Annotated in this window: 23 protein-coding genes; 16 read left to right on the forward strand and 7 right to left on the reverse strand. The window is 53.2% G+C overall.

Annotated features, from left to right (window positions below; all coding sequences use genetic code 11):
* The first annotated feature begins 82 nt into the window (after nt 1-82).
* Both SPK40_RS11535 and SPK40_RS11540 read left to right on the forward strand, forming a co-directional pair.
* Entirely contained in the window at nt 83-517 is a 435-nt protein-coding gene (locus tag SPK40_RS11535) for an SRPBCC family protein (protein WP_330960565.1), read from the forward strand.
* Nucleotides 507-890: an RnfH family protein gene (locus SPK40_RS11540; protein WP_330960566.1), complete on the forward strand. Its 384-nt coding sequence runs from the start codon at nt 507-509 to the stop codon at nt 888-890. Before SPK40_RS11535 ends, SPK40_RS11540 begins: the two co-directional genes overlap by 11 nt.
* Nucleotides 891-992: 102 nt before the next feature.
* On the opposite strand, the gene bamE is transcribed toward SPK40_RS11540, so the two are convergent.
* The 3 genes from bamE to nadK all read right to left on the reverse strand — a co-directional run bounded on the left by bamE (nt 993) and on the right by nadK (nt 4,242).
* Entirely contained in the window at nt 993-1,349 is a 357-nt protein-coding gene (gene bamE, locus SPK40_RS11545) for an outer membrane protein assembly factor BamE (RefSeq protein ID WP_330960567.1), read from the reverse strand.
* Between the two features lie 172 nt (nt 1,350-1,521).
* On the reverse strand, nt 1,522-3,189 hold the full coding sequence (recN, locus tag SPK40_RS11550) for a DNA repair protein RecN (RefSeq protein WP_330960568.1): 1,668 nt from the start codon (nt 3,187-3,189) through the stop codon (nt 1,522-1,524).
* A gap of 174 nt (nt 3,190-3,363) precedes the next feature.
* Nucleotides 3,364-4,242: an NAD(+) kinase gene (gene nadK, locus SPK40_RS11555; protein WP_248141255.1), complete on the reverse strand. Its 879-nt coding sequence runs from the start codon at nt 4,240-4,242 to the stop codon at nt 3,364-3,366.
* A gap of 203 nt (nt 4,243-4,445) precedes the next feature.
* On the opposite strand from nadK, the gene grpE reads away from it, so the two are divergent.
* The 3 genes from grpE (at nt 4,446) to dnaJ (ending at nt 8,418) form a co-directional block, all read left to right on the forward strand.
* On the forward strand, nt 4,446-5,060 hold the full coding sequence (gene grpE, locus SPK40_RS11560; protein ID WP_248141254.1) for a nucleotide exchange factor GrpE: 615 nt from the start codon (nt 4,446-4,448) through the stop codon (nt 5,058-5,060).
* Between the two features lie 213 nt (nt 5,061-5,273).
* A complete protein-coding gene (dnaK, locus tag SPK40_RS11565) occupies nt 5,274-7,187 on the forward strand; it encodes a molecular chaperone DnaK (protein ID WP_248141253.1) in 1,914 nt (637 codons plus the stop codon).
* Between the two features lie 88 nt (nt 7,188-7,275).
* Nucleotides 7,276-8,418, forward strand: coding sequence for a molecular chaperone DnaJ (gene dnaJ / locus SPK40_RS11570; protein ID WP_248141252.1), 1,143 nt, complete (start codon nt 7,276-7,278; stop codon nt 8,416-8,418).
* A gap of 72 nt (nt 8,419-8,490) precedes the next feature.
* Here dnaJ and SPK40_RS11575 read toward each other — a convergent pair whose 3' ends face one another.
* Complete coding sequence (locus tag SPK40_RS11575; protein ID WP_248141251.1) at nt 8,491-8,871, reverse strand: type IV pilin protein; 381 nt, start codon at nt 8,869-8,871, stop codon at nt 8,491-8,493.
* Between the two features lie 108 nt (nt 8,872-8,979).
* Between SPK40_RS11575 and SPK40_RS11580 the strand changes: the two genes are divergently transcribed.
* The 7 genes from SPK40_RS11580 to mepA all read left to right on the forward strand — a co-directional run bounded on the left by SPK40_RS11580 (nt 8,980) and on the right by mepA (nt 13,678).
* Entirely contained in the window at nt 8,980-9,552 is a 573-nt protein-coding gene (locus SPK40_RS11580; RefSeq protein ID WP_248141250.1) for a pilus assembly FimT family protein, read from the forward strand.
* Complete coding sequence (locus tag SPK40_RS11585) at nt 9,539-10,123, forward strand: PilW family protein (RefSeq protein WP_248141249.1); 585 nt, start codon at nt 9,539-9,541, stop codon at nt 10,121-10,123. The genes SPK40_RS11580 and SPK40_RS11585 overlap by 14 nt, the downstream gene beginning before the upstream one ends.
* Nucleotides 10,120-10,653 (forward strand): hypothetical protein, encoded by a 534-nt coding sequence (locus SPK40_RS11590; RefSeq protein WP_248141248.1) that lies wholly within the window; start codon nt 10,120-10,122, stop codon nt 10,651-10,653. Before SPK40_RS11585 ends, SPK40_RS11590 begins: the two co-directional genes overlap by 4 nt.
* Nucleotides 10,643-11,041: a type IV pilus modification PilV family protein gene (locus SPK40_RS11595; protein WP_330960569.1), complete on the forward strand. Its 399-nt coding sequence runs from the start codon at nt 10,643-10,645 to the stop codon at nt 11,039-11,041. Before SPK40_RS11590 ends, SPK40_RS11595 begins: the two co-directional genes overlap by 11 nt.
* Before the next feature lie 74 nt (nt 11,042-11,115).
* Entirely contained in the window at nt 11,116-11,406 is a 291-nt protein-coding gene (locus SPK40_RS11600; RefSeq protein ID WP_330960570.1) for a DUF2218 domain-containing protein, read from the forward strand.
* Nucleotides 11,407-11,661: 255 nt separating this feature from the next.
* Nucleotides 11,662-12,642 (forward strand): sugar-binding transcriptional regulator, encoded by a 981-nt coding sequence (locus tag SPK40_RS11605; RefSeq protein WP_248141245.1) that lies wholly within the window; start codon nt 11,662-11,664, stop codon nt 12,640-12,642.
* A 157-nt stretch (nt 12,643-12,799) separates the two neighbouring features.
* Nucleotides 12,800-13,678, forward strand: coding sequence for a penicillin-insensitive murein endopeptidase (mepA, locus tag SPK40_RS11610; protein ID WP_330960625.1), 879 nt, complete (start codon nt 12,800-12,802; stop codon nt 13,676-13,678).
* A gap of 9 nt (nt 13,679-13,687) precedes the next feature.
* On the opposite strand, the gene SPK40_RS11615 is transcribed toward mepA, so the two are convergent.
* On the reverse strand, nt 13,688-13,942 hold the full coding sequence (locus tag SPK40_RS11615; RefSeq protein ID WP_330960571.1) for a YfhL family 4Fe-4S dicluster ferredoxin: 255 nt from the start codon (nt 13,940-13,942) through the stop codon (nt 13,688-13,690).
* A gap of 567 nt (nt 13,943-14,509) precedes the next feature.
* Entirely contained in the window at nt 14,510-15,883 is a 1,374-nt protein-coding gene (gene trhP / locus SPK40_RS11620) for a prephenate-dependent tRNA uridine(34) hydroxylase TrhP (protein WP_330960572.1), read from the reverse strand.
* Between the two features lie 331 nt (nt 15,884-16,214).
* Here trhP and SPK40_RS11625 point away from each other — a divergent pair, with 331 nt between their 5' ends.
* Together SPK40_RS11625 and SPK40_RS11630 are read left to right on the forward strand one after the other, a co-directional pair.
* Entirely contained in the window at nt 16,215-17,198 is a 984-nt protein-coding gene (locus SPK40_RS11625; RefSeq protein ID WP_330960626.1) for an SPFH domain-containing protein, read from the forward strand.
* A 2-nt stretch (nt 17,199-17,200) separates the two neighbouring features.
* Nucleotides 17,201-17,692, forward strand: coding sequence for an NfeD family protein (locus SPK40_RS11630; protein ID WP_330960573.1), 492 nt, complete (start codon nt 17,201-17,203; stop codon nt 17,690-17,692).
* Nucleotides 17,693-17,788: 96 nt separating this feature from the next.
* Here the strand turns inward: SPK40_RS11630 and rdgC are convergent, their stop codons facing one another.
* Complete coding sequence (rdgC, locus tag SPK40_RS11635; protein WP_330960627.1) at nt 17,789-18,700, reverse strand: recombination-associated protein RdgC; 912 nt, start codon at nt 18,698-18,700, stop codon at nt 17,789-17,791.
* A gap of 224 nt (nt 18,701-18,924) precedes the next feature.
* On the opposite strand from rdgC, the gene SPK40_RS11640 reads away from it, so the two are divergent.
* Nucleotides 18,925-20,160: an exonuclease SbcCD subunit D C-terminal domain-containing protein gene (locus tag SPK40_RS11640; protein WP_330960574.1), complete on the forward strand. Its 1,236-nt coding sequence runs from the start codon at nt 18,925-18,927 to the stop codon at nt 20,158-20,160.
* A 15-nt stretch (nt 20,161-20,175) separates the two neighbouring features.
* Nucleotides 20,176-23,940 (forward strand): AAA family ATPase, encoded by a 3,765-nt coding sequence (locus SPK40_RS11645; RefSeq protein WP_330960575.1) that lies wholly within the window; start codon nt 20,176-20,178, stop codon nt 23,938-23,940.
* Nucleotides 23,941-24,049 lie beyond the last annotated feature (109 nt).

Here is a 24,049-nt window from a genome sequence, read left to right on the forward strand (position 1 = left end):
GGGTGCTCACGCGGCGACGGAATCTTTGGCAGATCGCGGACTAATGGTATCATTAGCGGCGATATAGGGTTAAGGAGAAACTATGCCTCAAATCAGTCGCTCTGCACTGGTCCCGTTCAGTGCCAAGCAAATGTTTGACCTGGTGAACGATGTTGAGTCTTATCCTGCATTTTTGCCAGGATGCTGTGGCACCAAAATTCTGGAAAGCTCTACTGAACATATGATGGCGTCGGTGGACGTTTCCAAGGCCGGGATTAAAAAAACCTTCGTGACTCGCAACACACTGGAAGGTATTCATCTAATCAGCATGCAGCTGGTGGAAGGTCCGTTCCGCAGGTTAGTGGGTGGCTGGCACTTCACCGAGCTGGATACCGATGCCTGTAAGGTGGAGCTGAAGCTGGATTTTGAGTTCACCAACGCTTTGGTGGAAGCGGTCTTTGGCAAAGCTTTCCATGAACTGACCAATAACATGGTTAATGCTTTTACCCAACGTGCACGGGAAGTTTATGACCTCTGAACAGAACAATCTGATCCATGTCGAAGTCGTGTATGCGCTGCCGAACACCCAGCGGGTGATTAAGTTGGCGATTACTGCAGACACGCCGGTGCAGGAAATCATCGAACGCTCGGGTGTGCTGGAGATGTACCCGGAGATCGATCTGAAGAAAAACAAAGTCGGGGTGTTCAGTCGTCCGGTGAAACTGGATGCCACAGTACACGACGGCGATCGCATCGAAATTTATCGTCCGCTCTTGGCTGATCCGAAAGATATCCGTCGTAAGCGAGCCGAGCAGGCCAAGCTGGAAGCACTGGCTGCCAAGAAAGCTCAGAAAGATGCTTCAACGAACAGCGATGCTGATTATGCAGAAAATGACGACACAGCATCCTGAGCAATTTAACGCGCGATGAAAATGTTGAAACTAAAAAGCTCGCCTTGGCGAGCTTTTTAGTTTGTGTCTTATGAGATTGACTTGAGAAAGGGAAGCGTAAACCTAATTCAACGGTTTGTTAAAGTTTGTCCCGGTCTGGTAGTCACCACTCATGCTGATCAATTGTCGGTTCGCATCGAACTTGAGGATCAGGTTTTTCTGTTCCGGATCGTGATGGCCCGGTTTGTGGTAGAACACGTAGTACCAGGTGTTCGGGTATTCCGGCTCAACCAGCATCGGGGAGCCCAGTACAAAGCGGACCTGTTCCTGGTTCATGCCGTATCTCAGGTTGTCGATATCCTTTTCATCCAGGTAGTTACCCTGATTGATGTCGATTCGGTAGACCAAGCGTTCAACCAAAGAGCAGCCGCCCAGCAGGCTGACACTCAACGCCAGCGCGGCAAAAGTTTTCCAGTTCATAGCATCCCGGCAAAAAATTCAGTTCTGCTTGTGATGATAAGCAAGTTACAGACAAAGTGAAAGCACCATAAAAAAACTCACCTAATCCATGGGAGTAGGTGAAGGATGAGACGCACAAAATGTCTGAAAGTTGCATCTGAAAAAGCAATGAATTCGTTTTTCGCGAGCCAGGTCAGGCCGCGACCAGTAATTCCTTCGCGTTCGCAAGCGTACGCTCAGTGATTTCGCTGCCGCCCAGCAGTCTTGCCAGTTCGCTGATCCGGGAATTTTCATCCAGCGGTTTCATGTTGGTTTCGGTCTGGCCTTTACTGGTCTTCTTGGCGACAAACATCTGTTGGTGGCCGCAACCAGCGACCTGAGGCAGGTGGGTCACACAGATTACTTGTGTCGAATCGCCCAGGGTTCGCAGCATACGGCCAACAATCGCTGCTGTCGGGCCGCTGATCCCCACATCAACTTCGTCGAAAATCAGGCTCGGTGTTTCCACTTTCTGGGCTGTAATGACCTGAATTGCCAGTGAAATCCGCGACAGTTCACCACCAGAGGCCACTTTACCCAGCGGCTGCAATGGCTGACCCGGGTTGGTTGAAACCATAAAGGTGATGGTGTCAAAGCCCAATGGCGTCAGCATGCGCTCCGGATCGCTGTGAATATCGATCTGAAACACGGCTTTTTCCATGCTCAGCTCATGCATGCTGTGCGAAATCTTTTTGTTCAGTTCCTTGGCATAACGCTGGCGGCTCTTACTCAGCTTTTCGGCACTGTCCAGAAACTCCAGGCGTTTGGCTTCAACGGCATCGGCCAGCGCATCCAGTTTTTCATCACTGCCGTCCAGGTTGTCCAGTTCGGCCAGCAGATCCTGATGTTTCTGCCACAGCTCCGCGGGCATCACATAATGTTTGCGCGCCAACGACATAATTTTTGCCAGCCGCTCTTCCAGATAGACCAGACGTTGCGGGTCCATATCAAGATGATCCAGATATCCGCGCAGTTCCTGGCTGGCTTCCTGCACCTGAATGATGGCTTCTTCCAGCATCGGGGCAATGGTGCTCAGCTGGCTGTCCATTTCACCCAGATCAATCACCTGCTGGCTGGCTTGTTGCAGAAGCTGCAGGGCGTTCACTTCTTCCCCTTCATAAAGCAGGGTCAGGGCATGCTGGCTGGTCAGTGCCAGATCACCTGAGTTCGACAAGCGTTTATGTTCTTCTTCGATCTGCGCGAATTCTTCTTCGCCCAGAGCCAGGTCGTTCAGTTCTTTGACCTGATATTGGATCAGTTGTTTCTGTGCTTCGTTGTCGGCACGGCTCTGGCTCAGTCGGTTGAGCTCATTCTTGGCCTGGCGCCAGGCCTGATAGTCACTGCGGACTTTTTCCATCAGGGGATGGTGGCCGGCATAGTTATCCAGCATCTCCTGCTGGTGTTCAGGACGCATCAGCATCTGGTGCGCATGCTGACCATGAATGTTGATCAGAAGCTGGCCCAGTGCTTTTTGCTGGGAAGCCGGAACCGGGCTGCCATTAATAAAACCGCGGGAACGGCCTTCTTTGGTGATCACACGACGCAGAATGCATTCTTCGCCTTCCATCAGCTCATTATCTTCCAGCCAGCGGCGGGCTGCCTGATTATTGCGCAGGGAAAATGTGGCATGAATTTCGGCTTTCGCTTCACCGGGGCGGACCATGCTGGCTTCGGCGCGGTCGCCAAGACATAAGCCCAGTGCGTCAATGGCAATGGACTTCCCTGCACCGGTTTCACCTGTAATGGTTGTCATCCCAGGTTTCATCTCGAATTCGAGATCTTTGACAATAGCAAAATTAGAGATCGTCATATGAGCCAGCATGTGTGTTCACCTGTTTAAATCAACACCTGTTTATTTGCACAGTATATACTGTATTTACATACAGTAAAGTGCTGGATCAATAATTTCCGTCTGATTTTGTGATACAGGGTAAGTTTCTGTCAGGCAATAAAAAAGCCAGCATCAGGCTGGCTTTGGTAGGGAGCGGTGATGGGCTCAAAACAGTTTGCTGGACCAGCCCAGCTTGCCGCGCAGGATGTTGTAGTAGCTGTAGCTTTTCGGGTGGATCAGCTGGAGCTGGTCCGGGCTCTGATAGATATGAATTTCATCGCCGGGATTGACGGGCAGTGAGACCTGACCGTCGCAACTGACTTCCAGGGTCCGGCCGTCATCCGGCACAATGAGTTTGATCCGGCGGTTGCCGTCGACCACCAGCGGGCGGCTCGACAGAGTATGCGGGAACATGGGGACCAGGGTAATCGCGTTCAGGCTCGGTGACAGAATCGGGCCGCCGCCGGACAGCGAGTAGGCGGTCGAGCCGGTTGGTGTGGCAATGATCAGACCGTCCGAACGCTGCGAGAAGGCAAAATGCTCGTCAATATAGACCTCAAACTCAATCATATGGGCGATTTTGTCCGGGTGCAGGACGGCTTCATTCAGCGCTGCATTCCGGCTTTTAATCTGGCCGTGGCGGTGGATTTCAGCTTCCAGCAGAAAGCGGTGTTCGATGACGAACTCACCGTCGAGGACTTTTTCCAGTTCCTGTTCAAAATTGTCCGGATCCAGATCAGTCAGAAAGCCCAGATTGCCGCGGTTGACGCCAATTACAGAGATATCAAAACGTGAGAGTACCCGTGCGGCGCCTAACATGTTACCGTCACCCCCGACGACAATGGCCAGGTTGGCGCGGTCGCCGATGGTGAGCAAATCGCACAGGGCGTCGGCCGGGACATCCAGATCATGGGCAAGTCGGTGATCAACCAGTACCTGGTAGCCTTTGGCGGTCAGCCAGTGGTACAGGCTGGTGTGTGTGTGAAGCGCATCAGGGTTTCTCGGTTTGCCAATCAGGGCAATGATTTCAAACGGGCGCGTCATGTCCTTGATCCAACGGGTAAGAATGGGGCCAGTATAGCCTCAGCAATGATGAATTGTCGCCCTTTGTCGTCGATCTCGGGTTGAATCGTTGAACTTCATCCCCATAATATGCCCATCACGTTTTAAGAGTGGTCGATTGGTCGCGTTTGTTCGGCGCATCGGCCATGCATTCACCTTTTTGAGCTTAGCGGAGTAGCGAAAGCATGAGCAAGAAAGACGAAGTGTTACAGGAAGAAGAACTGCAGCAGGAGCAAGTGGCTTCAGCAGAAGCTGAGCAGGTTGCAGATGAACTGTCTCCGGAAGCGATGGCACTGTCCCGTATCGAAGAACTGGAAGCGGCTCTGGCAGCCAGTGAAGCCAAAGTGAAAGACCAGCAGGACGCCGTGCTGCGTGCCCGTGCAGATGTTGAAAACATGCGTCGCCGCAGCGAGCAGGAAATTGACAAAGCGCGTAAATTTGCGCTGGAGAAATTTGCCGGTGAACTGCTGCCAGTGATCGACAATATGGAACGCGCACTGGAAGTGGCAGACAAAGAAGATGAAACCATCAAGCCAATGGTTGAAGGTGTCGAGCTGACCCTGAAAACGATGACAGACACGGTTGAGAAATTCGGCCTGAAAGCAATTAACCCGCTGGGTGAAGCTTTCAATCCTGAATTCCATCAGGCTATGTCAATGCAGGAAAGCGCGGAACATGCGCCGAATACGGTGATGATGGTCCTGCAGAAAGGTTATGAGCTGAACGGCCGTGTGGTTCGTCCGGCGATGGTGATGGTTTCTAAAGCTGCTCCGGGCAGCAATGTGGATACGCAAGCCTGATTGATCCATTCGGGGCGGAATGAATGAAAGCCCACTTCGGTGGGTTTTATTTTTTTAATTTTTTTTCGATCTGCCCCTTGAAAAGGTATCGGACGGCCTTATTTAGTAGTCATACGATACCGTAATAACAGAATCGCGGGCCATACGCCCCAAGCTCGTCACTGTTGCGAACAGGACGAAGCCAGTAAACCAACGAATTTCGGAGAGAGCCTGATGGGTAAAATCATTGGTATTGACTTGGGTACAACCAACTCATGTGTAGCTGTACTGGATGGTGATAAACCACGCGTGATTGAAAACGCAGAAGGTGATCGTACAACGCCTTCGATCATCGCCTATACACAAGATGGCGAGACACTGGTCGGTCAGCCTGCGAAACGTCAGGCGGTGACAAACCCTGAAAACACCCTGTTTGCAATCAAGCGTCTGATCGGTCGCCGCTTCGAAGATGAAGAAGTACAGCGCGACATCGAAATCATGCCTTTCAAAATTGTGAAAGCAGACAACGGCGACGCTTGGGTTGAAGCAAAAGGCCAGAAAATGGCAGCACCTCAGGTTTCCGCTGAAGTTCTGAAAAAAATGAAGAAAACAGCTGAAGATTACCTGGGCGAGACAGTAACGGGTGCAGTTATTACTGTTCCTGCGTACTTCAACGATGCACAGCGTCAGGCAACCAAAGATGCCGGCCGTATCGCGGGTCTGGAAGTTAAACGTATTATCAACGAACCGACTGCTGCTGCACTGGCTTACGGCCTGGACAAGCAAGGCGGTGACCGCACGATTGCGGTATACGACCTGGGTGGCGGTACTTTCGATATCTCTATCATTGAGATCGACGAAGTTGAAGGCGAGAAAACCTTTGAAGTTCTGGCAACCAACGGTGATACCCACCTGGGTGGTGAAGATTTCGATAACCGTCTGATCAACTACCTGGTTGACGAATTCAAGAAAGAGCAAGGCATCGACCTGCGTAAAGATCCGCTGGCGATGCAGCGTCTGAAAGAAGCCGCAGAGAAAGCGAAAATTGAGCTGTCTTCTGCACAACAGACTGACGTAAACCTGCCGTACATCACTGCAGATGCGACCGGTCCGAAACACATGAACATCAAAGTGACCCGTGCGAAACTGGAGTCACTGGTTGAAGATCTGGTTCAGCGTTCACTGGAGCCAATGAAAGTTGCTCTGGCTGATGCAGACCTGTCTGTCAGCGAAATTACCGACGTGATCCTGGTGGGCGGTCAGACCCGTATGCCAATGGTTCAGGCAAAAGTTGCTGAATTCTTCGGTAAAGAAGCGCGTAAAGACGTGAACCCGGACGAAGCTGTTGCTGTCGGTGCTGCGGTTCAGGGCGGCGTACTGGCTGGTGAAGTGAAAGACGTACTGCTGCTGGACGTGACGCCACTGTCTCTGGGTATCGAAACCATGGGCGGTGTGATGACCAAGCTGATCGAGAAGAACACCACTATCCCAACGAAAGCGGAGCAAGTGTTCTCGACGGCTGAAGACAACCAGAGTGCAGTAACCATTCACGTACTGCAGGGTGAGCGTAAACAAGCGAACTTCAACAAGTCTCTGGGTCAGTTCAACCTGGAAGGTATTCAGGCAGCGCCTCGTGGTATGCCTCAGATCGAAGTGATTTTCGACCTGGATGCGGACGGTATACTGCACGTCTCAGCGAAAGACAAGAGCACAGGTAAAGAGCAGAAGATCACAATCCAGGCATCTGGTGGTCTGAGCGACGACGAAATCGAGAAAATGGTTCAGGAAGCAGAAGCGAACAAAGAAGCGGACAAGAAGTTCGAAGATTTAGTTTCTGCCCGTAACCAGGCTGACCAGCTGGTGCACGGCACTCGCAAGCAAATCGAAGAAGCTGGCGATGCACTGCCTGCGGACGAGAAAGAGAAGATCGAAGCCGCTGTTTCTGAGCTGGAAGCAGCCCGTAAAGGCGAAGACAAAGAAGCAATTGATGCCAAAGTACAGGCACTGATTGCAGCTTCTCAAAAGCTGATGGAAGTCGCCCAGCAGCAGGCACAGGCTCAACAGGCTGACGCTGGTGAGCAGTCTCAGTCGAAAGATGACGATGTTGTCGATGCTGAGTTCGAAGAAGTTAAAGACGATAAAAAATAAGAGTGTGATTTCATAATCTTATTTGGGCGCGGGCGTTTAGAGGGAACTCTTACGCCCGCAGCTGTATCAAGGCAGGTGACAGTTTAATATGTCAAAACGTGATTTTTACGAAGTGTTAGGCGTAGGCCGTGACGCCAGTGAGCGTGACATCAAAAAGGCCTACAAACGTCTGGCAATGAAATTCCACCCGGACCGTAACCCGGGTGACGAGAGCGCGGCGGACAAATTCAAAGAAGTGAAGACCGCTTATGAAATTCTGACCGATCCGCAGAAGAAAGCGGCCTACGATCAGTACGGCCACGCTGCCTTTGAACAAGGTGGTATGGGCGGTGGCGGCGGCTTTGGCGGCGGTGCAGATTTCAGCGACATTTTCGGTGATGTTTTCGGTGATATCTTCGGTGGCGGCGGTCGTCGTGGCGGCCAGCCGCGTGCACAGCGCGGGGCGGATTTGCGCTATAACATGGAGTTGACCCTGGAAGAAGCTGTTCGCGGCTGCACCAAGGAAATTCGTGTTCCGACGCTCGTCAACTGTGATACTTGTGAGGGTTCTGGTGCCAAGAAAGGCTCTTCACCGACGACATGCGGTACCTGTCATGGTTCCGGTCAGGTCCAGATGCGTCAGGGTTTCTTTGCCGTTCAGCAGACCTGTCCGCACTGTCATGGCCGTGGTCAGATCATCACCGATCCATGTGGTAAGTGTCATGGTCAGGGCCGGGTTCAGGAAACCAAGACGCTGTCTGTGAAAATTCCTGCCGGTGTGGACACGGGTGACCGTATCCGTCTGACGGGTGAGGGTGAAGCCGGAGAATTCGGCGCTCCGGCCGGTGATCTGTATGTTCAGGTCCATGTACAGAAACATGCGATTTTTGAACGTGACGGTAACAACCTGTACTGCGAAGTTCCGGTCAGCTTTACGATGGCTGCACTGGGTGGCGAAGTGGAAGTACCGACCCTGGACGGTCGTGTCAGCCTGAAAGTACCGTCTGAAACTCAGACCGGCCGTATGTTCCGGATGCGCGGAAAAGGCGTGAAGTCTGTCCGTGGCGGAGCTGTGGGTGATTTGATCTGTAAACTGGTGGTTGAGACTCCTGTGAATCTGAGCTCCCGCCAGAAAGAACTGCTGCAGGAATTTGAAAAAACCCTGACTGGCTCTGATGCAAAGAAGCATAAGCCACGTTCCGAAGGTTTCTTCGATGGTGTGAAAAAGTTCTTTGATGATCTGACCGGTTAAATTTCCGGTTTGATGTGCTACCAAAGGCCGACGTGATGTCGGCCTTTTTTATGGCTTCTGTCCTGCAGCGCTTTACCAGCACTCTGGCGGAAACGTAGTGCCATTCGGCTCTATACCCAGACTCTGACAACTGGAAATCTCTCTTCTGTGTTCGGCTAACAAAGTGTACTGACCCGCTGTGCGGACAATTCGGTAACCATAGTACGGATTATCAAACTGACAGGCCGGGCAAAGGCGTTCATCCAGGGCTTCCGGGTAGTGATTGCTTTCGATTCTGGTCTGTTCAACCGCCAGTTGCAGCATGATGAGATCAGCCTGTGCCTGACGGAGATAAGCCTGATGCTGTTGTGACACATAGGTCGGGTGAGCAAACACCGCAAGGATCCCGATAAGCACGACGACAATCAGTAGTTCGATCAGGGTCACTCCCTGTTGTTTTACGTTTTTCATCATCCTGATTTCCTTTCGATTGACTTCACTGTGTGAGCTGTTGAGCGCTGTTTTATCCTGACGCTTTGTCATCATGACGACCAGAGAAAAAAGAAGCTGGAGTTGAGGGAAATGGTAAGTTGGGAGACGTGCCGGAAAGTCAGGGATATCCGGCCAGAGCGGTTTCACTGCGTTGCGAGTGATCGCGGTATGACACTGCTGGAAATGGTAGTGGTCTTGCTTTTTATCGGGATCGTCGTATCTGCTGCGGTCCCGTCTTTTTCTGAATTGATGGCCAGACAGCGGCTGGCCCGGCTGGTCAGTGAACTGGAATGGCTGCTGGTGCAGGCAAAATCGGAGGCCGTGACACGGGGTGAAGTGGTTCAGATTCTGTTTCAGCATGTGCCACGTTTCTCCGAATCGGATATCGTCAGCCGGAACGACTGGCAAATCTGGGCGGCGCTCGCGGGAGAGGTTCAGGTGACCAAAGCGCTTTCCGGCCAGGATTATGCTCCTTTTCAGCTCAGCCGAAGTTTCTCCAATGAGCATGTCTCGCTTGACCCGCTGACCGGTCGTCCTCATGCCGCCGGAAGTCTGTATGTATCCCGGCATCAGGATGTTCTGGCGCGGATTACATTCAGTAATGTCACTGGGCGTATTTATGTCTGCAGTCCGCAAGGTGAGTTTGGCTATGCTGCCTGCTAAGCATTCGATGGCCGGATTCAGCCTCCTTGAAATGGCGGTGGCCAGTGCGCTGAGTATGATGGTACTCACCATGCTGGTGCATTTACTGATGGCGGGCCAGCGGGCGGCGGTCAGCCGCGCGACACAATTGATGCTGGCGCAGGACGTGCAGGATGCCTGGCGGATGCTGTCGGCAGATTTACGCCGTGCGGGCTACCAGATGCAGAGTGGTGGGCCCTTGCGGCTGAATGGTTCTGAAGACACTGTCCATGTGACAGAGATGCAGTGCTTTGTGATGCGCTATGAGCTCAGTGATGGCGCCGTGGTGAAAGCTTATTATCACGAGGATGGTGAACTCAGGGTCCGCTCTTCTGGTGCAGTGTTTACTTCGCCGGAGCAGGCATGCCATGGCGGGCAGGCCTTGCTGGATTCCCGGTGGATGAGAGTGACTGACTGGCAGGTTCAGAGCGTTTCGTGGTCTCATGGCCGCCAACAGGGCCAGCAGCTGCAATTTTCACTCTCGGTACAAGCGCTGGATGGTTCGGTGAGTCATCACGAAGACATGACGCTGAATTTGAGGAATCCGTCATGACGGTGCCTGGTTCTCGTGTCTCAGAAAAAGGAGTGGCCACGCTGCTGATCACCAGCATGATGCTTTCAGTTGCCATAGTTTTTGTACTGGGAAGTTCCGGTACGACCCTCTATCAGGTGAAACGGGCACAAAATACGCTGTTTTCTCGGCAGGCGCACTGGCTGGCGGAAGGCGGGCTCACTTGTGCTTTTGAACGGCTCCAGACTGAGCTTAAAACTATCTCTCAAGCCCGGCCGGTCCGGTTAATGACTTTGCTACTGCTTGATGTCAGCTTTTCCGCCTGCGACCAGCATACGGAGGGGCGGCAACTGACTGTGCAAATGACTGAAGTGAGCGGTGGCGGTTTTCAGTTCAGAGCTGCATCGCTGGTGGCCGGAAAAGCACAGGTTCATCTGGTTCATCAGGCTGAAGTGGTGATCTGCAGGTCAGAACATCAATCTAACTGCCGTCTGTGGTCGGATGGCGACGTGGTGGAGACGGAGGAGCAATTGCTGCTGCGTTGGGTGTCGGGAACTTGGCATGATTTTTAAATGCAATTTGCCTGTTCACGGACGACAACAAGGCTTCAGTGTTTTCGAAGCGCTGGTTGCACTTTTGCTGGTCAGTGTCGGCCTGGCCGGAATGATGAAGCTGCAGGCATATCTGAATATCCAGACTGACAACGCGCTCCTGACGCTTTCTGCGGTGCTCCGGGCTGAATCTGCACTGGAAGCGCTGCGGGGCCGGCCAGAATACCCGCCCGAGGCAAGGCAGGAAACGCTGATGCTTTACAATACGCCGGTAGGCCTCGAAGTCAGTGTCTATCAGAATGTGCCGGTGAGCAGGGTAACACGTGTGGTGGTGTCAGTCCGATGGCAGGATCGATGGATGAAGTCGCATCTTATTGAAATAGAAACATATATCAACCCATTAAATTAATCCAACGGGTTGATAATGGTTCTCATTACTGTGCTATATTGACGCTTTATTGTAAGCGGAACAGGAGAACCGTGATGAGTCATCATGTTATGACACACATCCAGACCCCGGACGGCAGTAAATATCTCCGTCATTTGTGTAAGCATTTTAATCATAAAGTGGATGCCGAATGGGACGAACGGCAGGGCAAGGTATTTTTTGCGATGGGAACCTGTGAGTTTCGCGCGACGGAATCCATGCTGACGGTTGAATGTCAGGCTGCCTCCGACGAGGCGCTGGAAGTGGTAAAAGAGATTGTGAAAACTCATTTTGACCGCTTTGCCCGTCGTGAAGCGGTGGAACTGGCATGGGGGATCACCGGGTAATCGCTGTGTCGTTCCTCCCCATACAGGTGATCAGCTTTTTTAGCTTTGGGGTTACAATAGTCAAAAAGCTGTACAAGCTGATCGTCTTATATAAATCAATAGCTTACTAATAAATGGTTTGTGGTGTTCTTTTTTCTTGGAAAGCTGTACAGCACTCAGCTGTAAGATGTCAGTAAAGCTGTACAGGCTCATGCCTCGCACGCGGTGACGGGACAGGGTAAGATAGCCGGGTCTGGATGAGCTAAGGACTTGACGATGAATCTTAACACCACGGATGCGGCACAGGTCGACAGTGATCAGCTGACCGAAATTGCCATTGCGTATTATCAGGATGGTGCCACTCAGGAAGAAATTTCACAGCGATTCGGGATGTCGCGGGCCAAAGTGGGCCGGCTGCTTCGCAGGGCACGTGATGAGGGTGTGGTGGAAATTACCGTTAAGTATCACCCGGTCTTCAGTGAAAAGCTGGAGCAGCAGCTGATTGACCGTTTTCAGCTGAAACGGGCCCTGATCGCGCTTGATCAGCCGGATGAAGAAGCTCAGCGTCAACAGGTTGCCAGTCTGGTGTCCAGTTATCTTGCCTCGACCCTGACCGATGATATGGTGGTGGCTGTCGGACAGGGACGTAATATTGCAGCGATCGCCAGCCATGTCGGGGTGGTCCCGCATCGCAACTGCCGCTTTGTTTGCGGCATTGGCGGAACCCATCGTTCGGGTAATGCCATCAATGCCGACCATATCTGCCGTCAGCTGGCCAAGAAGTACGACGGCATCAGTGAAACCCTGTATGCCCCGGCGTATGTGGCAGATATCCGCGTGAAAGATGCTTTCATGATGAACAGTACAGTGAAGGAAACACTGGACCGTGCCCGGCGGGCGGATCTGGCCCTGGTTGGGGTGGGCGACATGAATGAAAACAGCCACATGGTGAAAATGGGCTGGTTTACCCCGCAGGAAATTGTTGAGGCCCGTATCCGGAAAGGCGTCGTCGGTGATATTGCCGGCTATGACTTTTTTGACAGTCAGGGGAAACGCTCCGACACCATGATGAGCGATCGGGTGATCGGTCTGAGCATGGAGGAACTGCGCCATATTCCGACGGTGGTGGTCACAGCCGCTGAGAACAGTAAGGCACTGGCATTACTTGGCGCACTGCGATCCGGCGTCGTTGATGTGCTGGCGACCAGTGTCAGTAATGCGCTGACCATTCTCAATCTTGATCAGCAAATAAAATAATTCGGATGGTATAAACTTATGTGATTAAGTTCTCAAATTAATCACAGGGTGAACACCGGTGCTTCATGTCCACTTCTACTCTGCCGTCTTGCAAGTTGTTGCTGCGGGGCGGTTTCTCCTCAAAAGATTATCTGTATCCGTTCTGCTCTTGGGCTGTATGGCCAGCGGTTTGGTCAGCTTGCCCGCCTGGTCGACGCCCTGGGAACATTTTGAAACCCCGACTCCAGGTCAGCCGCAGGCAATTGGCAGCTACAGTAATGGCTGTCTTGCCGGTGCAACCCCGCTCCCGGCAGAAGGAGAGGGGTATCAGCGGGTACGGTCAGAGCGGGGCCGGTATTACGGTCACCAGAGTATGATCGCGTTTCTTGAACAACTGTCGGCCAAAGCAAGCAAACTCCGGCTGGGTCAACTGCTGGTCAGTGATATTGCAATGCCGCGGGGCGGACGTTTTCGCTCCGGGCATGCCAGTCACCAGACCGGACTGGATGCTGATATCTGGCTCACCACCCTGGAACACCCAGCCTCAGAAGAGGTGTTGAAAACACTTCAACCGCTGCCAATGGTTGATTTGAAGGCATACCAGATCATCAGGGACAACTGGACGGACAATCAGGCGAATTTGATCCAGTTGGCAGCTTCCGATGACCAGGTGGCGAGGATTTTTGTCCATCCTGTGATCAAAGAGCAGCTGTGTGCCGCGAAATGGACCGATCGCCGCTGGCTGCGCAAGGTCAGGCCCTGGTGGGGACATTATTATCATTTCCATGTCCGGATGCATTGCCCGCAGGGGGACAGCCAGTGTAAGGAACAGCTGCCGCCACCGCCGGGAGATGGCTGCGGGGCAGAACTGGCTTCCTGGAAGCCGAAACCTGTCTCTGAGCGTCAAACCGCCAAAGCGAAACCCGCTAAGAAACGTCCGGTGCTCAAACCCTTACCGCCGGCAGGCTGTATGGCGATGCTGAATGGAACTGAGCCGGTGCAGGAAAAAGATCGGTATGCGGTTGATCTGAAGAAAGCGAAGAAGATCGCGCAATAGAGTGCCGGTTCAGGCCAGCCCCTGCAGCTGCACGAATTTTTCCAGCAGAGCTTCCTCGGTCTCGATATGTGCGGGATCGGGGATGATGCAGTTGTTGATCGGACAAACCGACAGACAAGTCGGCTTCTCATAATGGCCTTTGCACTCGGTACAGCGATTCGGATCGATCTCATAGATCTCTTCCCCCATGCTGATGGCGTCATTCGGACATTCAGGATCGCACATGTCGCAGTTGATACATTTGTCGGTAATGAGTAAGGCCATAAGATTACATCCGCAGAAATTTAAAGCATTCGCTTACAGAAGAGACGATCCTTCGCGGGGTGTGATATGTCCCCAAAAATTGAAAGGAGATAAAACGGCGCAAGTTTAGCACAGAAGACGCGAAGGCCAAATAAAACGGGGTATATGGTCATATTTACGTCAGATGTTTACGGAATGGGGTCGATTTAACGTTATTTCTCACTTAGCCGCACTTCATATGTGTTCGTGACAATGCTGGTTTCGGGCGATCAGCAGCATTAAGCCCGGCTGGCATTGAGGTTGAAGTGAAGTACCTGAATTGTGTTCAGGTTACTTTCGTGGTTCCTGATATATGCGGGGGAGCATTAAATGAAGGTGAGATTAGACCCCATAGCGTTGATTGTCGTCTCTATTATTCTTGGCTGGGGCTGGACGGAAATAACGACAGAGCCGATCTGTCAGCAGGAAATGATGCAGCAGGGAGTGAGGTATACCATTCCTATCAAATGCTCTGATATTCCGAATGTAACTGTAAAAAGTTAATTGAACACCGTATTGCCGGATGACAGCAATACGGTGGGCAGGTCATCAGGCTGCAGTTGGATTCCGTGTTGTTGCGTTGCCTGTCAGGTTACGCATCAGCAGGGCATACGACAGATCCAGATCTTCCGGAACCGGAATGAAGACGAAGTGGCCGCTGCCTTTGGCATCGTCTATTGATTCTGATTTACGGTTCTCCATGCTTTCCAGTGTGAAAGTGATGTTGCCGTTTGGCGTCATCAGTTCCAGACTGTCTCCCACCATAAATTTATTCCGGACCTCAACCTCAGCCAGTTCGCCGCGACGCTGACCTGTGAATTCTCCGACAAACTGCTGACTGTCGGAGATGGAGTAACCGTAGTCATAGTTCTGATAAGCATCATGGGTATGACGGCGCAGGAACCCTTCGGTATAACCGCGATGCGCCAGGCTTTCCAGGGTGCTCATCAGGGTTTCATCAAATGGCTTGCCTTCGGCGGCATCATCAATGGCTTTACGGTAAACCTGAGCGGTCCGGGCACAGTAGTAGAACGATTTGGTGCGGCCTTCAATCTTGAGCGAATGAACGCCCATCCGGCTCAGACGCTCAACGTGCTGAACTGCCCGCAGGTCTTTGGAGTTCATGATATAAGTGCCGTGTTCGTCTTCGAATGCGGCCATTTTCTCTTCCGGACGATGGCTTTCACTCAGCAGAACCACCTGATCGGTTGTCTGGCCTTCACCCAGAGTCGGTGCGACGTCCTGGATCTGAACGGCGGCACTGGCATCCTGAACTTCGACGATCTGGCCGGTATCATCTTCTTTCGCCGCTTCTGCTTTATATTCCCAGCGGCAGGCGTTGGTACAGGTACCCTGGTTCGGGTCACGCTTGTTCATATAACCCGACAGCAGGCAGCGGCCGGAGTAAGCCATGCACAGTGCGCCGTGAACAAAAATTTCAAGTTCGGTTTCCGGACATTTCTCGCGGATTTCTTCGATCTCTTCCAGAGACAGTTCGCGCGACAGAATGACACGTTCTACGCCCTGCGATGCCCAGAACTTCACCGTTGCCCAGTTGACGGCATTGGCCTGAACGGAGAGATGAATTGGCATGTCCGGGAAACTTTCACGCACCATCATGATCAGGCCGGGATCGGACATGATCAGGGCATCCGGACCCATCTCGATGATCGGGGTCAGGTCGCGGATGAAGGTTTTCAGTTTTGAGTTATGAGGCTGAATGTTACAGACGACATAGAATTTCTTCCCCTGAGCATGGGCTTCGTCGATGCCAATTTTCAGGTTCTCATGGTTGAACTCGTTGTTGCGGACACGCAGGCTGTAACGTGGCTGGCCTGCGTAAACCGCATCGGCGCCATAGGCAAAGGCATAGCGCATGTTTTTCAGGCTGCCGGCAGGCGATAACAATTCAGGTTTAAACATAACTCGGGATTCCCCTTCTGGGTCAAAGTCTGATGTCAGATCAGGTCGAACTCCTGTTTATCCGGAGATAAACATACGGGAGACGAAAAACAGAGGGCGGATTTTACTGTGAAGGCTGCGCGCTGGCAAATAGCCTGAAATTTTTTATGGGTATTCATTGCGGCATGCATATTTTAGTCTTTGTTGGTGTATGAGCTAAGCCCCATACATATTTGGTCGTTTATAGAGATATACCGGGTTATTTTAAGCACCTTAGGTACATTTAAGGCTGTTCGTTTTTCCCATTTAATCTCATAATGTCTCACTCATTGCATATGGTTGGAAATTAATGATGTATATCGAGGATATCATTTCATCTGTACTCAGCATCTGGGTTGTTCTGGCGATTCTGATTATCGTCATTCTTCGCAGTGCGATTAAGTTTGTACCGCAAAATACTGCTGTTGTGGTGGAGCGATTCGGCAAATATCACAAGACCATGGAAGCCGGTCTGAACTTTCTGGTGCCTTTAATTGATCGCGTGGCATACAGCCAGACGCTGAAAGAGCAGGCGTACGATGTACCGAGCCAGTCGGCGATTACGAAAGATAACATCTCGCTGGTGGTTGACGGCGTGTTGTATATCAAGGTCGTTGACCCTTACAAAGCCAGTTACGGTGTGGATGACTATATTTTCTCAGTCACCCAGTTGGCACAAACCACGATGCGGAGTGAAGTCGGTAAGATGGATCTCGATAAGACATTTGAAGAGCGTGAAAATCTGAACACCGCGATTGTCTCGGCCATCAACGATGCTGCGATGCCTTGGGGCGTGCAGGTGCTGCGCTATGAAATCAAAGATATTGAACCGCCGCGTTCAGTGTTGGACGCGATGGAGCGTCAGATGAAAGCCGAGCGGGAAAAGCGTGCGGTGATTTTGGAATCTGAAGGTAAACGCCAAAGCGAAATCAATATCGCGGAAGGGATGAAGCAGGCTCGCGTTCTGGCTGCGGAAGCAGAAAAAGCAGAGCAGGTTCTGAAGGCAGAAGGTGAGGCGCAGGCTATTCTGGCGGTCTCGAAAGCAGAAGCGGATGCGCTGACAATCATTGGCCATGTTGCGGTAACCGATGAAGGCCAGAAAGCCATCCAGCTGGATCTGGCGGGTAAAGCCATCCAGGCCAGAGAAGCCATTGCAAAAGAATCTTCAGTGGTTCTTCTGCCGGACAGCAGTGCTTCAGCCAGTAATGTCGTGGCCGAGGCGATGACCATTATTCATCAGCTGAACCGCCAGCAGGGCGGAAAAGCACCGCAGAAGGACTTGCCTGAGGAGCAGTAATCATGACTGAGCTGTTTGGATTAAGCCCGGCCCAGTTAACCATCGTGATTGGTCTGCTGTTGCTGGCCATTGAAGTTTGGATGCTGGGGTTGTCGACCATTGTGCTGCTGGCGCTCGGGGTTTCCGCTGTATTGACGGGGACGCTGTCGCTGGTGGGTGTGGTGCCGGAGACCTTCCCGGCATTGGTCGGGGTCAGTGGCATTGGTGCCGGATTGCTGACGCTCTTGCTATGGAAACCGATGAAAAATTCACAGCAGTCGCAAAGACCCGTCAACAATACCAGCAGTGACTTTATCGGCCTGAAATTCAGGCTGGATGCGCCGCTCAGTCATGAGCAAAACGGGACCGTGAAATATTCAGGGATCAGCTGGACTCTGGTGCTAAGCCATGATTACCACGGCAATGTGCTGGAAAAAGGGCAAGAAGTTGAGGTGGTCGCAGTTGATGTCGGCCGTTTCACCGTCAAGCCTCTGGTTCGCGAAGACGCCAGTTAGGCGATTGTTGCTCAATCAATAAGCCCCCGTGTCTGTTGAGGACACGGGGGCTTTTTATTGGGGTCTATTTAAGTGCCCGGGCAAGACAACGTCTGATCAGACGCGATCTTCCAGACCACCCATTTCTTCAAACAGGTTGGGCAGGATGGCAGAGAGTTCACCGCACATCAGAGACAGGTCAGCATCCAGACGCTGTGCCATATCTTCGCGGTCAATATCGTCGTTTTGCTCTCTCAGCTCATCAGAAAACTTCAGACGTTTCAAAGACAGGTCATCGGCCAGCACGAAGTCGATCCGGTCCTGCCAGTTCATGGCCAGCTTGGTCACCACTTTGTCTGCTTCAATGTGAGCCAGAATTTCATCACAGCTCAGATCCTGCTGTTTACAGCGAATCACGCCGCCATCTTCCAGAATCGCTTTCAGTTCTGCTTCTTCGCCGATGGTGAAACCGTTCGGTGAGTCACCGGAACGGACCCACTCGGTCAAGGTCTGAGCGGCAGGTTTGGCCAGGGTGACCGGTACAACCGGCAGGCTGCCGATGGATTTACGCAGCAGGCCCAGCAAGTCTTCGGCTTTCTTGAAGCTGCCGGCATCGACCAGCAGCAAACCGAGCGACGGCATAATCAGCGCATAGGTGTGGCTGCGACGGCTGAAGGCACGCGGCAGCAGATCCATGACGATTTCATCTTTCAGGGTGTCTTTTTCGTTTTTCTTCAGTTTACGGCCCTGTTCTTTTTCCTGTGCTTCCACTTTGGCATTCAGAGATTCTTTAATCACGGAAGCCGGCAGCATTTTTTCTTCTTTCCGGACACAGAGCAGAATGTTGTCACCGGCCACGTGCGTATACATGTCACCGTGTTTACCCAGCGCAGAGACCCAGCCGAATTTCTGGATGTCCTGGCTGCCGCAGGGAGTGAACCGGAACTCTTCCAGCTGCTTTTCCAGCTCATCCGGGTTGATGTTGATGTCGCGGCTGAAGCGATAGGTCAGCAGGTTTTTAAACCACAGCATAGTTGGGACAGATCCTAGGTTGTGCATTGGGCCGACAATCTTATACCCAAGTCGCTGTCCGATGCTAGGCTGGTGCACTTTGTTTGGCCGATGAATTTCGGCGGAGGAAATCAGTCAGACTTTGTCGCAATTTTTTCCGGTCTCTTCACCTTCCGCTTACCTGCCTGAGGTACAATCGGTTCCAAATTCTGACTATCCCTGTCCGCGATGATTCTAACAGCATGAAAATATTACATACCTCAGACTGGCACCTCGGCCATCAGCTGCATGGCTATCCGCGTGAATACGAACACCAGCAGTTTCTGAACTGGCTGGCTGAAACGCTGGAAGCCGAGCAGGTGGATGCCCTGCTGGTGGCGGGCGATATTTTCGATACGGCTAATCCGCCTGCCAGTGCCTGGCGGATGCTGTACCGCTTTCTGGCCCGGCTGGCAAAAATGTTACCGGATCTCAATGTGGTGATCACGGGCGGGAATCACGACTCCCCAAGTAAGCTGGACGCGCCGCATGAGCTGCTGAAGGCGTTTGATCTTCACCTGGTCGGAGGGATCAGCCGCGATGAACAGGGCCAGCTTGAGATGGATCGTCTGTTGGTGCCGCTCACCGATAAAAACGGGCACACGGCAGCCTGGGTGCTCGCGGTGCCTTTCCTGCGTAGCAGTGATCTGCGGACAGACGATCTGAGCGAGAACGATGACCGCCTGATCAAAGGGGTCGAAATTCTGTATCAGCAGGTGACGGATGCTGCCAAGCAACGGCGTGAGCCGGGGCAGGCGCTGATCGGCATGGGACATGTTTACATGGCATCGGGACAGCTTTCTGAAATGTCGGAGCGTCGGGTGCTGGGCGGGAATCAGCATGCATTGCCTGCCTCGATTTTTCCTGAGTCGCTCTGTTATGCCGCGTTAGGTCATTTGCATCTGGCTCAGCGGGTTGCGCAGACAGAACACATTCGTTACAGCGGTTCACCTTTGCCGCTCTCAATGTCGGAGCGTCATTACAAGCACCAGGTGGTTTTAGTTGAGCTGGACGGGGAAAAGGTCGCGGAAATTCAGCCGATCCTGGTGCCCAGAGTGGTTGAGATGCTGAAGGTTCCGGCTGAGCCTCAGACGCTCAAATCGGTGCTGGCAGCTCTGAAAGAACTGGACCGTGATGACAGCCCTCGGGAAGCCCAGCCGTTTCTTGAAGTCCCGGTGTTGCTGGATAAGCCGCAGGCGATGCTGCGTGAAAAAGTGTTGCAGGCATTAGAAGGCAAGGCGGTCCGGCTGGCTAAAATCACACCGCATTACCGGCAGCAGGAAGAGACGTCGCCGCTGGCCCATCAGCGATTGTCGGATGTCAGTCCGCAGCAGGTATTTGACCTGAGCTGGCAGAAGAAATATGACGGCCAGCCCTCAGAGGCGATGCGGGATGCTTTCGAGCAGTTGCTTACGCAAATTGAAGATGAACAGGAATAAAGGCAGACAGAGACCATGAAAATTCTGGCGTTGAGAGGCGAGAATCTTGCCAGCCTGCAAACACAGTTTGAGATTGATTTTGCGAACGGGCGGCTGGGTGAAGCGGGTCTGTTTGCCATTACCGGAAAAACCGGAGCGGGGAAGTCGACCCTGCTGGATGCCATCTGTCTGGCACTGTATGACCGGATGCCGCGGTTACAGTCGAACAAAAAGAATGATGCTGAAATTGGTCGCGGTGAAGACAGCAATCGGATCAAAGCCAATGATGTGCGCAGCATTTTGTCGCGCGGTAAAGCAGAGGCGTTTGCTGAGGTTGATTTTCAGGCAAATGACGGCACCCGTTGGCGCGCCCGCTGGCAGGTTCGCCGGGCCCGAGGCAATGCCGAAGGCCGGGTGCAGGCGGCGGAGCAGTGGCTGGAGAATCTGGACAGCGGTCAGCGCTTTGCCGGGAAAAAGCAGGAAGTACAGACTGAAATTGAACGGCTGATTGGCCTGACCTTTGATCAGTTCCGCCGTGCAGTCATGCTGCCGCAGGGGGAGTTTGCTGCTTTCCTCAAAGCCGGTGCCGACGAGCGGGCAGCGCTGCTGGAGAAAATGACCGGCGGTGAAATTTATGCCCGTCTGTCGGTTGCTGCGTTTGAAAAAGCCCGGGATGAAAAGCTGAAACTGGCTCAGTTACAGGAGAAACTGGGCGATATCGCGCTGCTGACTGAGGAAGAAAAACAGGCGCTGAATGAAGAGATTTCAGGCCTGAAATCTCAGCTGGCGGCCTGTGACAGCCGACTGGCTGAATTCGGACAACATCAGCAGGCCCTGCAGACCGAAGCTGCGTTGCAGGAACGGATAACACAGAGTGTGCAGACGCTGACTGAGGCAAAAACGCAGTGCGAACAGGCCGCGCCAAGGAATCTGTACCTTGAGCAGCTTGAAAAGGCTCAGCTTGCGCGCGCAGATTTTACTTTGCTGAATCAGTCCGGGCAGCTCACTGAGCGTCTGAAGCAGTCGCTCACAACCGCGCAACAGGATCTGGAAATGCATCAGCAGCAGCGGCAACAGGCCGATGCGGCAGTGCAGCAGTCGCAACAGTCTCTGGCTCAGGTGCAGCAAGCGTGGCAGCAACTGGAGCCCAGTCTGAAGCAGGCACAAATCCTTGACCAAAAAAAGGAAGGCCTGGAACTTCAGCACCAGTCGCTGGCTCAGGAAATTCAGTTGTTGCAGCAGCAACGAACGCAGGAAGACCGTGAGTATCAGAACAAGCTGGCTGAACAGCAAGCGCTTCAGAGTCGTAGTCAGCAGCTGTCCGTCAGGCTCGAACAGAACCAGCAACTGGCAGCCGTGTCCGAACAGTTTCAGCCTGTTCAGGATAACCTGAAACAATACCTGAGCGCTCATCGCGCACTGAGCCGGTTCAGAAAAGAGAGTCAGCAAGCGCTGCAGGACCAGCAGGCATTCAGGCTTCAGGAAAGTAAATTCAAGCAAGACATTGAGCAGTTGCTTACACAAAAGCAGCAGTTCATTCATCAACTGAACGAGCTGGATTTGACTGCACTGGAAACGGCGCAGGAAGCATGTCAGCGGGAACATCGTCTGAGTCAGCAGCGACTGGACGGGCTGCGGCAGTTGATGGCGCAGGCACAGGAATGGAGTGCCCTGCTGGAGCGAGCCGGACGGCTGTCACAGGAACAGCAGGAGCTGAATCAGGCACATCAGAGTGCCGGGAAACGCTTGCAGGAGCTTGCTCCGGAAATGACTCAGCTCGCCGCGCGTCTTGAAGAATCAGAGCATCAGTTCCAGCAAAATCAGGCCGTACTGCAGCTGACGGATTACCGTACTTTGCTCAGACCGGGCGAGCCTTGCCCGCTCTGCGGCGGGGAGGATCACCCTTATGCAGAGCAGCATCCGGTCGTTGAAAGTCTGCTGGAGCAGCAGCATCAACGCCGCCAGACGCTGACAAAGCAGTATCAGGCCCTGGAAGGTGAACGCCATCACCTTGAGCAGCTGTTGCCGCAGCATGCACAGCGTTTAGCCGTGATGCGTGATGAACTGGCCAGTATCCAGGCGGTGTCGGGCACAATTTCAGCACAGGTTTGTTCTCTGGCACAGTCACTGGAGATTACGCTTTCCGCTGACATTAAGGTTGCTGCTTTACGGGAGCAGATGCAGGCATGGCAGCATGAGGCTGAGCAGTTACATCCGGCGCTGAATCATCTTCAGCAGCAGTATGAAGCGGGCCAGAATCGCCTGAAACAGGGACGTACAATCGAGCAGCAGCTTCAGCGACTGACACAGGCGGAATCCCGTCTGTCCCATGATTTACATCAGCTCGCTCAGGAGGAAGCCGGCCGGCAGGCAAGGCTGGCTTCACTCGAAGAACAGCAGCAGGAACAACACGCGGTACGCAGCCAGAGAGCCGAGGCGCTGAACCAGCAGTTTGGCAGTGACGTATGGCTGACAGAGTTGCAAGAGCTCGGCGAAGAACAATATAAACAGCAGTTGAATCAGCAGGTTGAAGATTACCGGCAATGGCAGCTGGCGCTGCAAAGCACAGACAAGCAATTGCATGAACTTGTCCCTGTGCTGACGCAGGGGCAAACACAAATTCAGAACCTGCAAAAACAACTGGCTGAGACAGAGCAGAAACAGGCAGAGCTGTCCCGTCAGATCCAGCAGTTGTGGCAGGAACGCCAGGCGCTGGTCGGTGATCAGCCTCTGGCGCCACTGGAAGCGCAACATAAGGCTCTGATTGAAAAGGCCCGTCAGGCAGTGGCTTCCTGTGAACTGCAGCAGCGACAAGCCGGGGAGGCGTATGCCGCATCCCAGTCGGCGTTGAAGAGTGTCCGGCAGCAACTGAGTGATGCGGAGACCGAACATGGCAAAGTACTTCAGCTATGGCAAAGCTGGCACCAGAAGCTGGGGATGGTGGAAAGTGAGCTGGTGGCGTTGCTCAGCCGGGATGAAGACTGGGTCACCCAGGAAAAATCGGCTCTGCGCATTCTGGAACAGACGCTGGCAGCGGCTCAGACCCGGCTGTCAGAGCGGGAGCAGGCGCTGAAAGAGCATTTGCCGAATGCGGAGACCGCCAGAGCCTGGTTCCAGGCGCAGGAGATTTCACTGGCATCGGAACATCAGCAAGCATGCAAAGCGCAGTGGCAGGCTGAGAAGGGGACGCTTGAAGAGCAGTATTTCAGTCTGCGTCAGCGACTGGCTCAGGCCGGACAGGCAGAGCAACAGGCCGGAGACCTGACCCGGCAGTTACAGCAGCAACAGCAGCATACCGAGTTGTGGCTGGAAATGAGCGAGCTGATCGGTTCGTCGAACGGAAGTAAATTCCGCACGCTGGCACAGGGACTGACGCTGCAGCAACTGGTCCTGCTGGCCAATGAGCACCTTGGGGATCTGGCACCGCGCTATGCGCTGCAACCGGTTCCGGGCAGTCCGCTGGCGCTGCAGGTGATCGACCATGACATGGGTGATGAAGTCCGCAGCGTTGAGTCGCTGTCCGGCGGCGAGAGTTTTCTGGTTTCGCTGGCACTGGCACTGGCGCTGGCCTCACTGGCTGCGGATACCCGCCGGCTGGGGTCACTCTTTATTGATGAAGGCTTCGGCACGCTGGATCCGGACAGTCTGGAAATGGCGCTGGCCTGTCTCGATGCGCTGCAGGCAGATGGCCGCCAGATTGGCGTTATTTCTCACGTGGGCACCCTGGTGGAGCGGATTGGGGTGCAGGTGGCCGTGGAAGCCATGGGCGGCGGACGCAGCCGGATCAGTGTTCAGGGCTGATCCGATCAGCCTGGCCTGCTGGCTGGCCGGGCAAGGATGGTCAATTGCTCAGGTCGGATAAGGTGACAATTGAATAGCAACCGCATTAAGCTTTTGCGGATAACTGCTC

This window comes from Photobacterium sp. 53610 (assembly GCF_036409375.1).
Taxonomy (GTDB): Bacteria; Pseudomonadota; Gammaproteobacteria; order Enterobacterales; family Vibrionaceae; genus Photobacterium.

Excerpts from the sequence above, each read along its gene's own strand:
- SPK40_RS11535 (WP_330960565.1), top strand. The coding sequence starts at position 83 with ATGCCTCAAATCAGTCGCTCTGCACTGGTCCCGTTCAGTGCCAAGCAA.
- SPK40_RS11540 (WP_330960566.1), top strand. The coding sequence starts at position 507 with ATGACCTCTGAACAGAACAATCTGATCCATGTCGAAGTCGTGTATGCG.
- bamE (WP_330960567.1), bottom strand. The coding sequence starts at position 1,349 with ATGAACTGGAAAACTTTTGCCGCGCTGGCGTTGAGTGTCAGCCTGCTG.
- recN (WP_330960568.1), bottom strand. The coding sequence starts at position 3,189 with ATGCTGGCTCATATGACGATCTCTAATTTTGCTATTGTCAAAGATCTC.
- nadK (WP_248141255.1), bottom strand. The coding sequence starts at position 4,242 with ATGACGCGCCCGTTTGAAATCATTGCCCTGATTGGCAAACCGAGAAAC.
- grpE (WP_248141254.1), top strand. The coding sequence starts at position 4,446 with ATGAGCAAGAAAGACGAAGTGTTACAGGAAGAAGAACTGCAGCAGGAG.
- dnaK (WP_248141253.1), top strand. The coding sequence starts at position 5,274 with ATGGGTAAAATCATTGGTATTGACTTGGGTACAACCAACTCATGTGTA.
- dnaJ (WP_248141252.1), top strand. The coding sequence starts at position 7,276 with ATGTCAAAACGTGATTTTTACGAAGTGTTAGGCGTAGGCCGTGACGCC.
- SPK40_RS11575 (WP_248141251.1), bottom strand. The coding sequence starts at position 8,871 with ATGATGAAAAACGTAAAACAACAGGGAGTGACCCTGATCGAACTACTG.
- SPK40_RS11580 (WP_248141250.1), top strand. The coding sequence starts at position 8,980 with ATGGTAAGTTGGGAGACGTGCCGGAAAGTCAGGGATATCCGGCCAGAG.
- SPK40_RS11585 (WP_248141249.1), top strand. The coding sequence starts at position 9,539 with ATGCTGCCTGCTAAGCATTCGATGGCCGGATTCAGCCTCCTTGAAATG.
- SPK40_RS11590 (WP_248141248.1), top strand. The coding sequence starts at position 10,120 with ATGACGGTGCCTGGTTCTCGTGTCTCAGAAAAAGGAGTGGCCACGCTG.
- SPK40_RS11595 (WP_330960569.1), top strand. The coding sequence starts at position 10,643 with ATGATTTTTAAATGCAATTTGCCTGTTCACGGACGACAACAAGGCTTC.
- SPK40_RS11600 (WP_330960570.1), top strand. The coding sequence starts at position 11,116 with ATGAGTCATCATGTTATGACACACATCCAGACCCCGGACGGCAGTAAA.
- SPK40_RS11605 (WP_248141245.1), top strand. The coding sequence starts at position 11,662 with ATGAATCTTAACACCACGGATGCGGCACAGGTCGACAGTGATCAGCTG.
- mepA (WP_330960625.1), top strand. The coding sequence starts at position 12,800 with ATGGCCAGCGGTTTGGTCAGCTTGCCCGCCTGGTCGACGCCCTGGGAA.
- SPK40_RS11615 (WP_330960571.1), bottom strand. The coding sequence starts at position 13,942 with ATGGCCTTACTCATTACCGACAAATGTATCAACTGCGACATGTGCGAT.
- trhP (WP_330960572.1), bottom strand. The coding sequence starts at position 15,883 with ATGTTTAAACCTGAATTGTTATCGCCTGCCGGCAGCCTGAAAAACATG.
- SPK40_RS11625 (WP_330960626.1), top strand. The coding sequence starts at position 16,215 with ATGTATATCGAGGATATCATTTCATCTGTACTCAGCATCTGGGTTGTT.
- SPK40_RS11630 (WP_330960573.1), top strand. The coding sequence starts at position 17,201 with ATGACTGAGCTGTTTGGATTAAGCCCGGCCCAGTTAACCATCGTGATT.
- SPK40_RS11640 (WP_330960574.1), top strand. The coding sequence starts at position 18,925 with ATGAAAATATTACATACCTCAGACTGGCACCTCGGCCATCAGCTGCAT.
- SPK40_RS11645 (WP_330960575.1), top strand. The coding sequence starts at position 20,176 with ATGAAAATTCTGGCGTTGAGAGGCGAGAATCTTGCCAGCCTGCAAACA.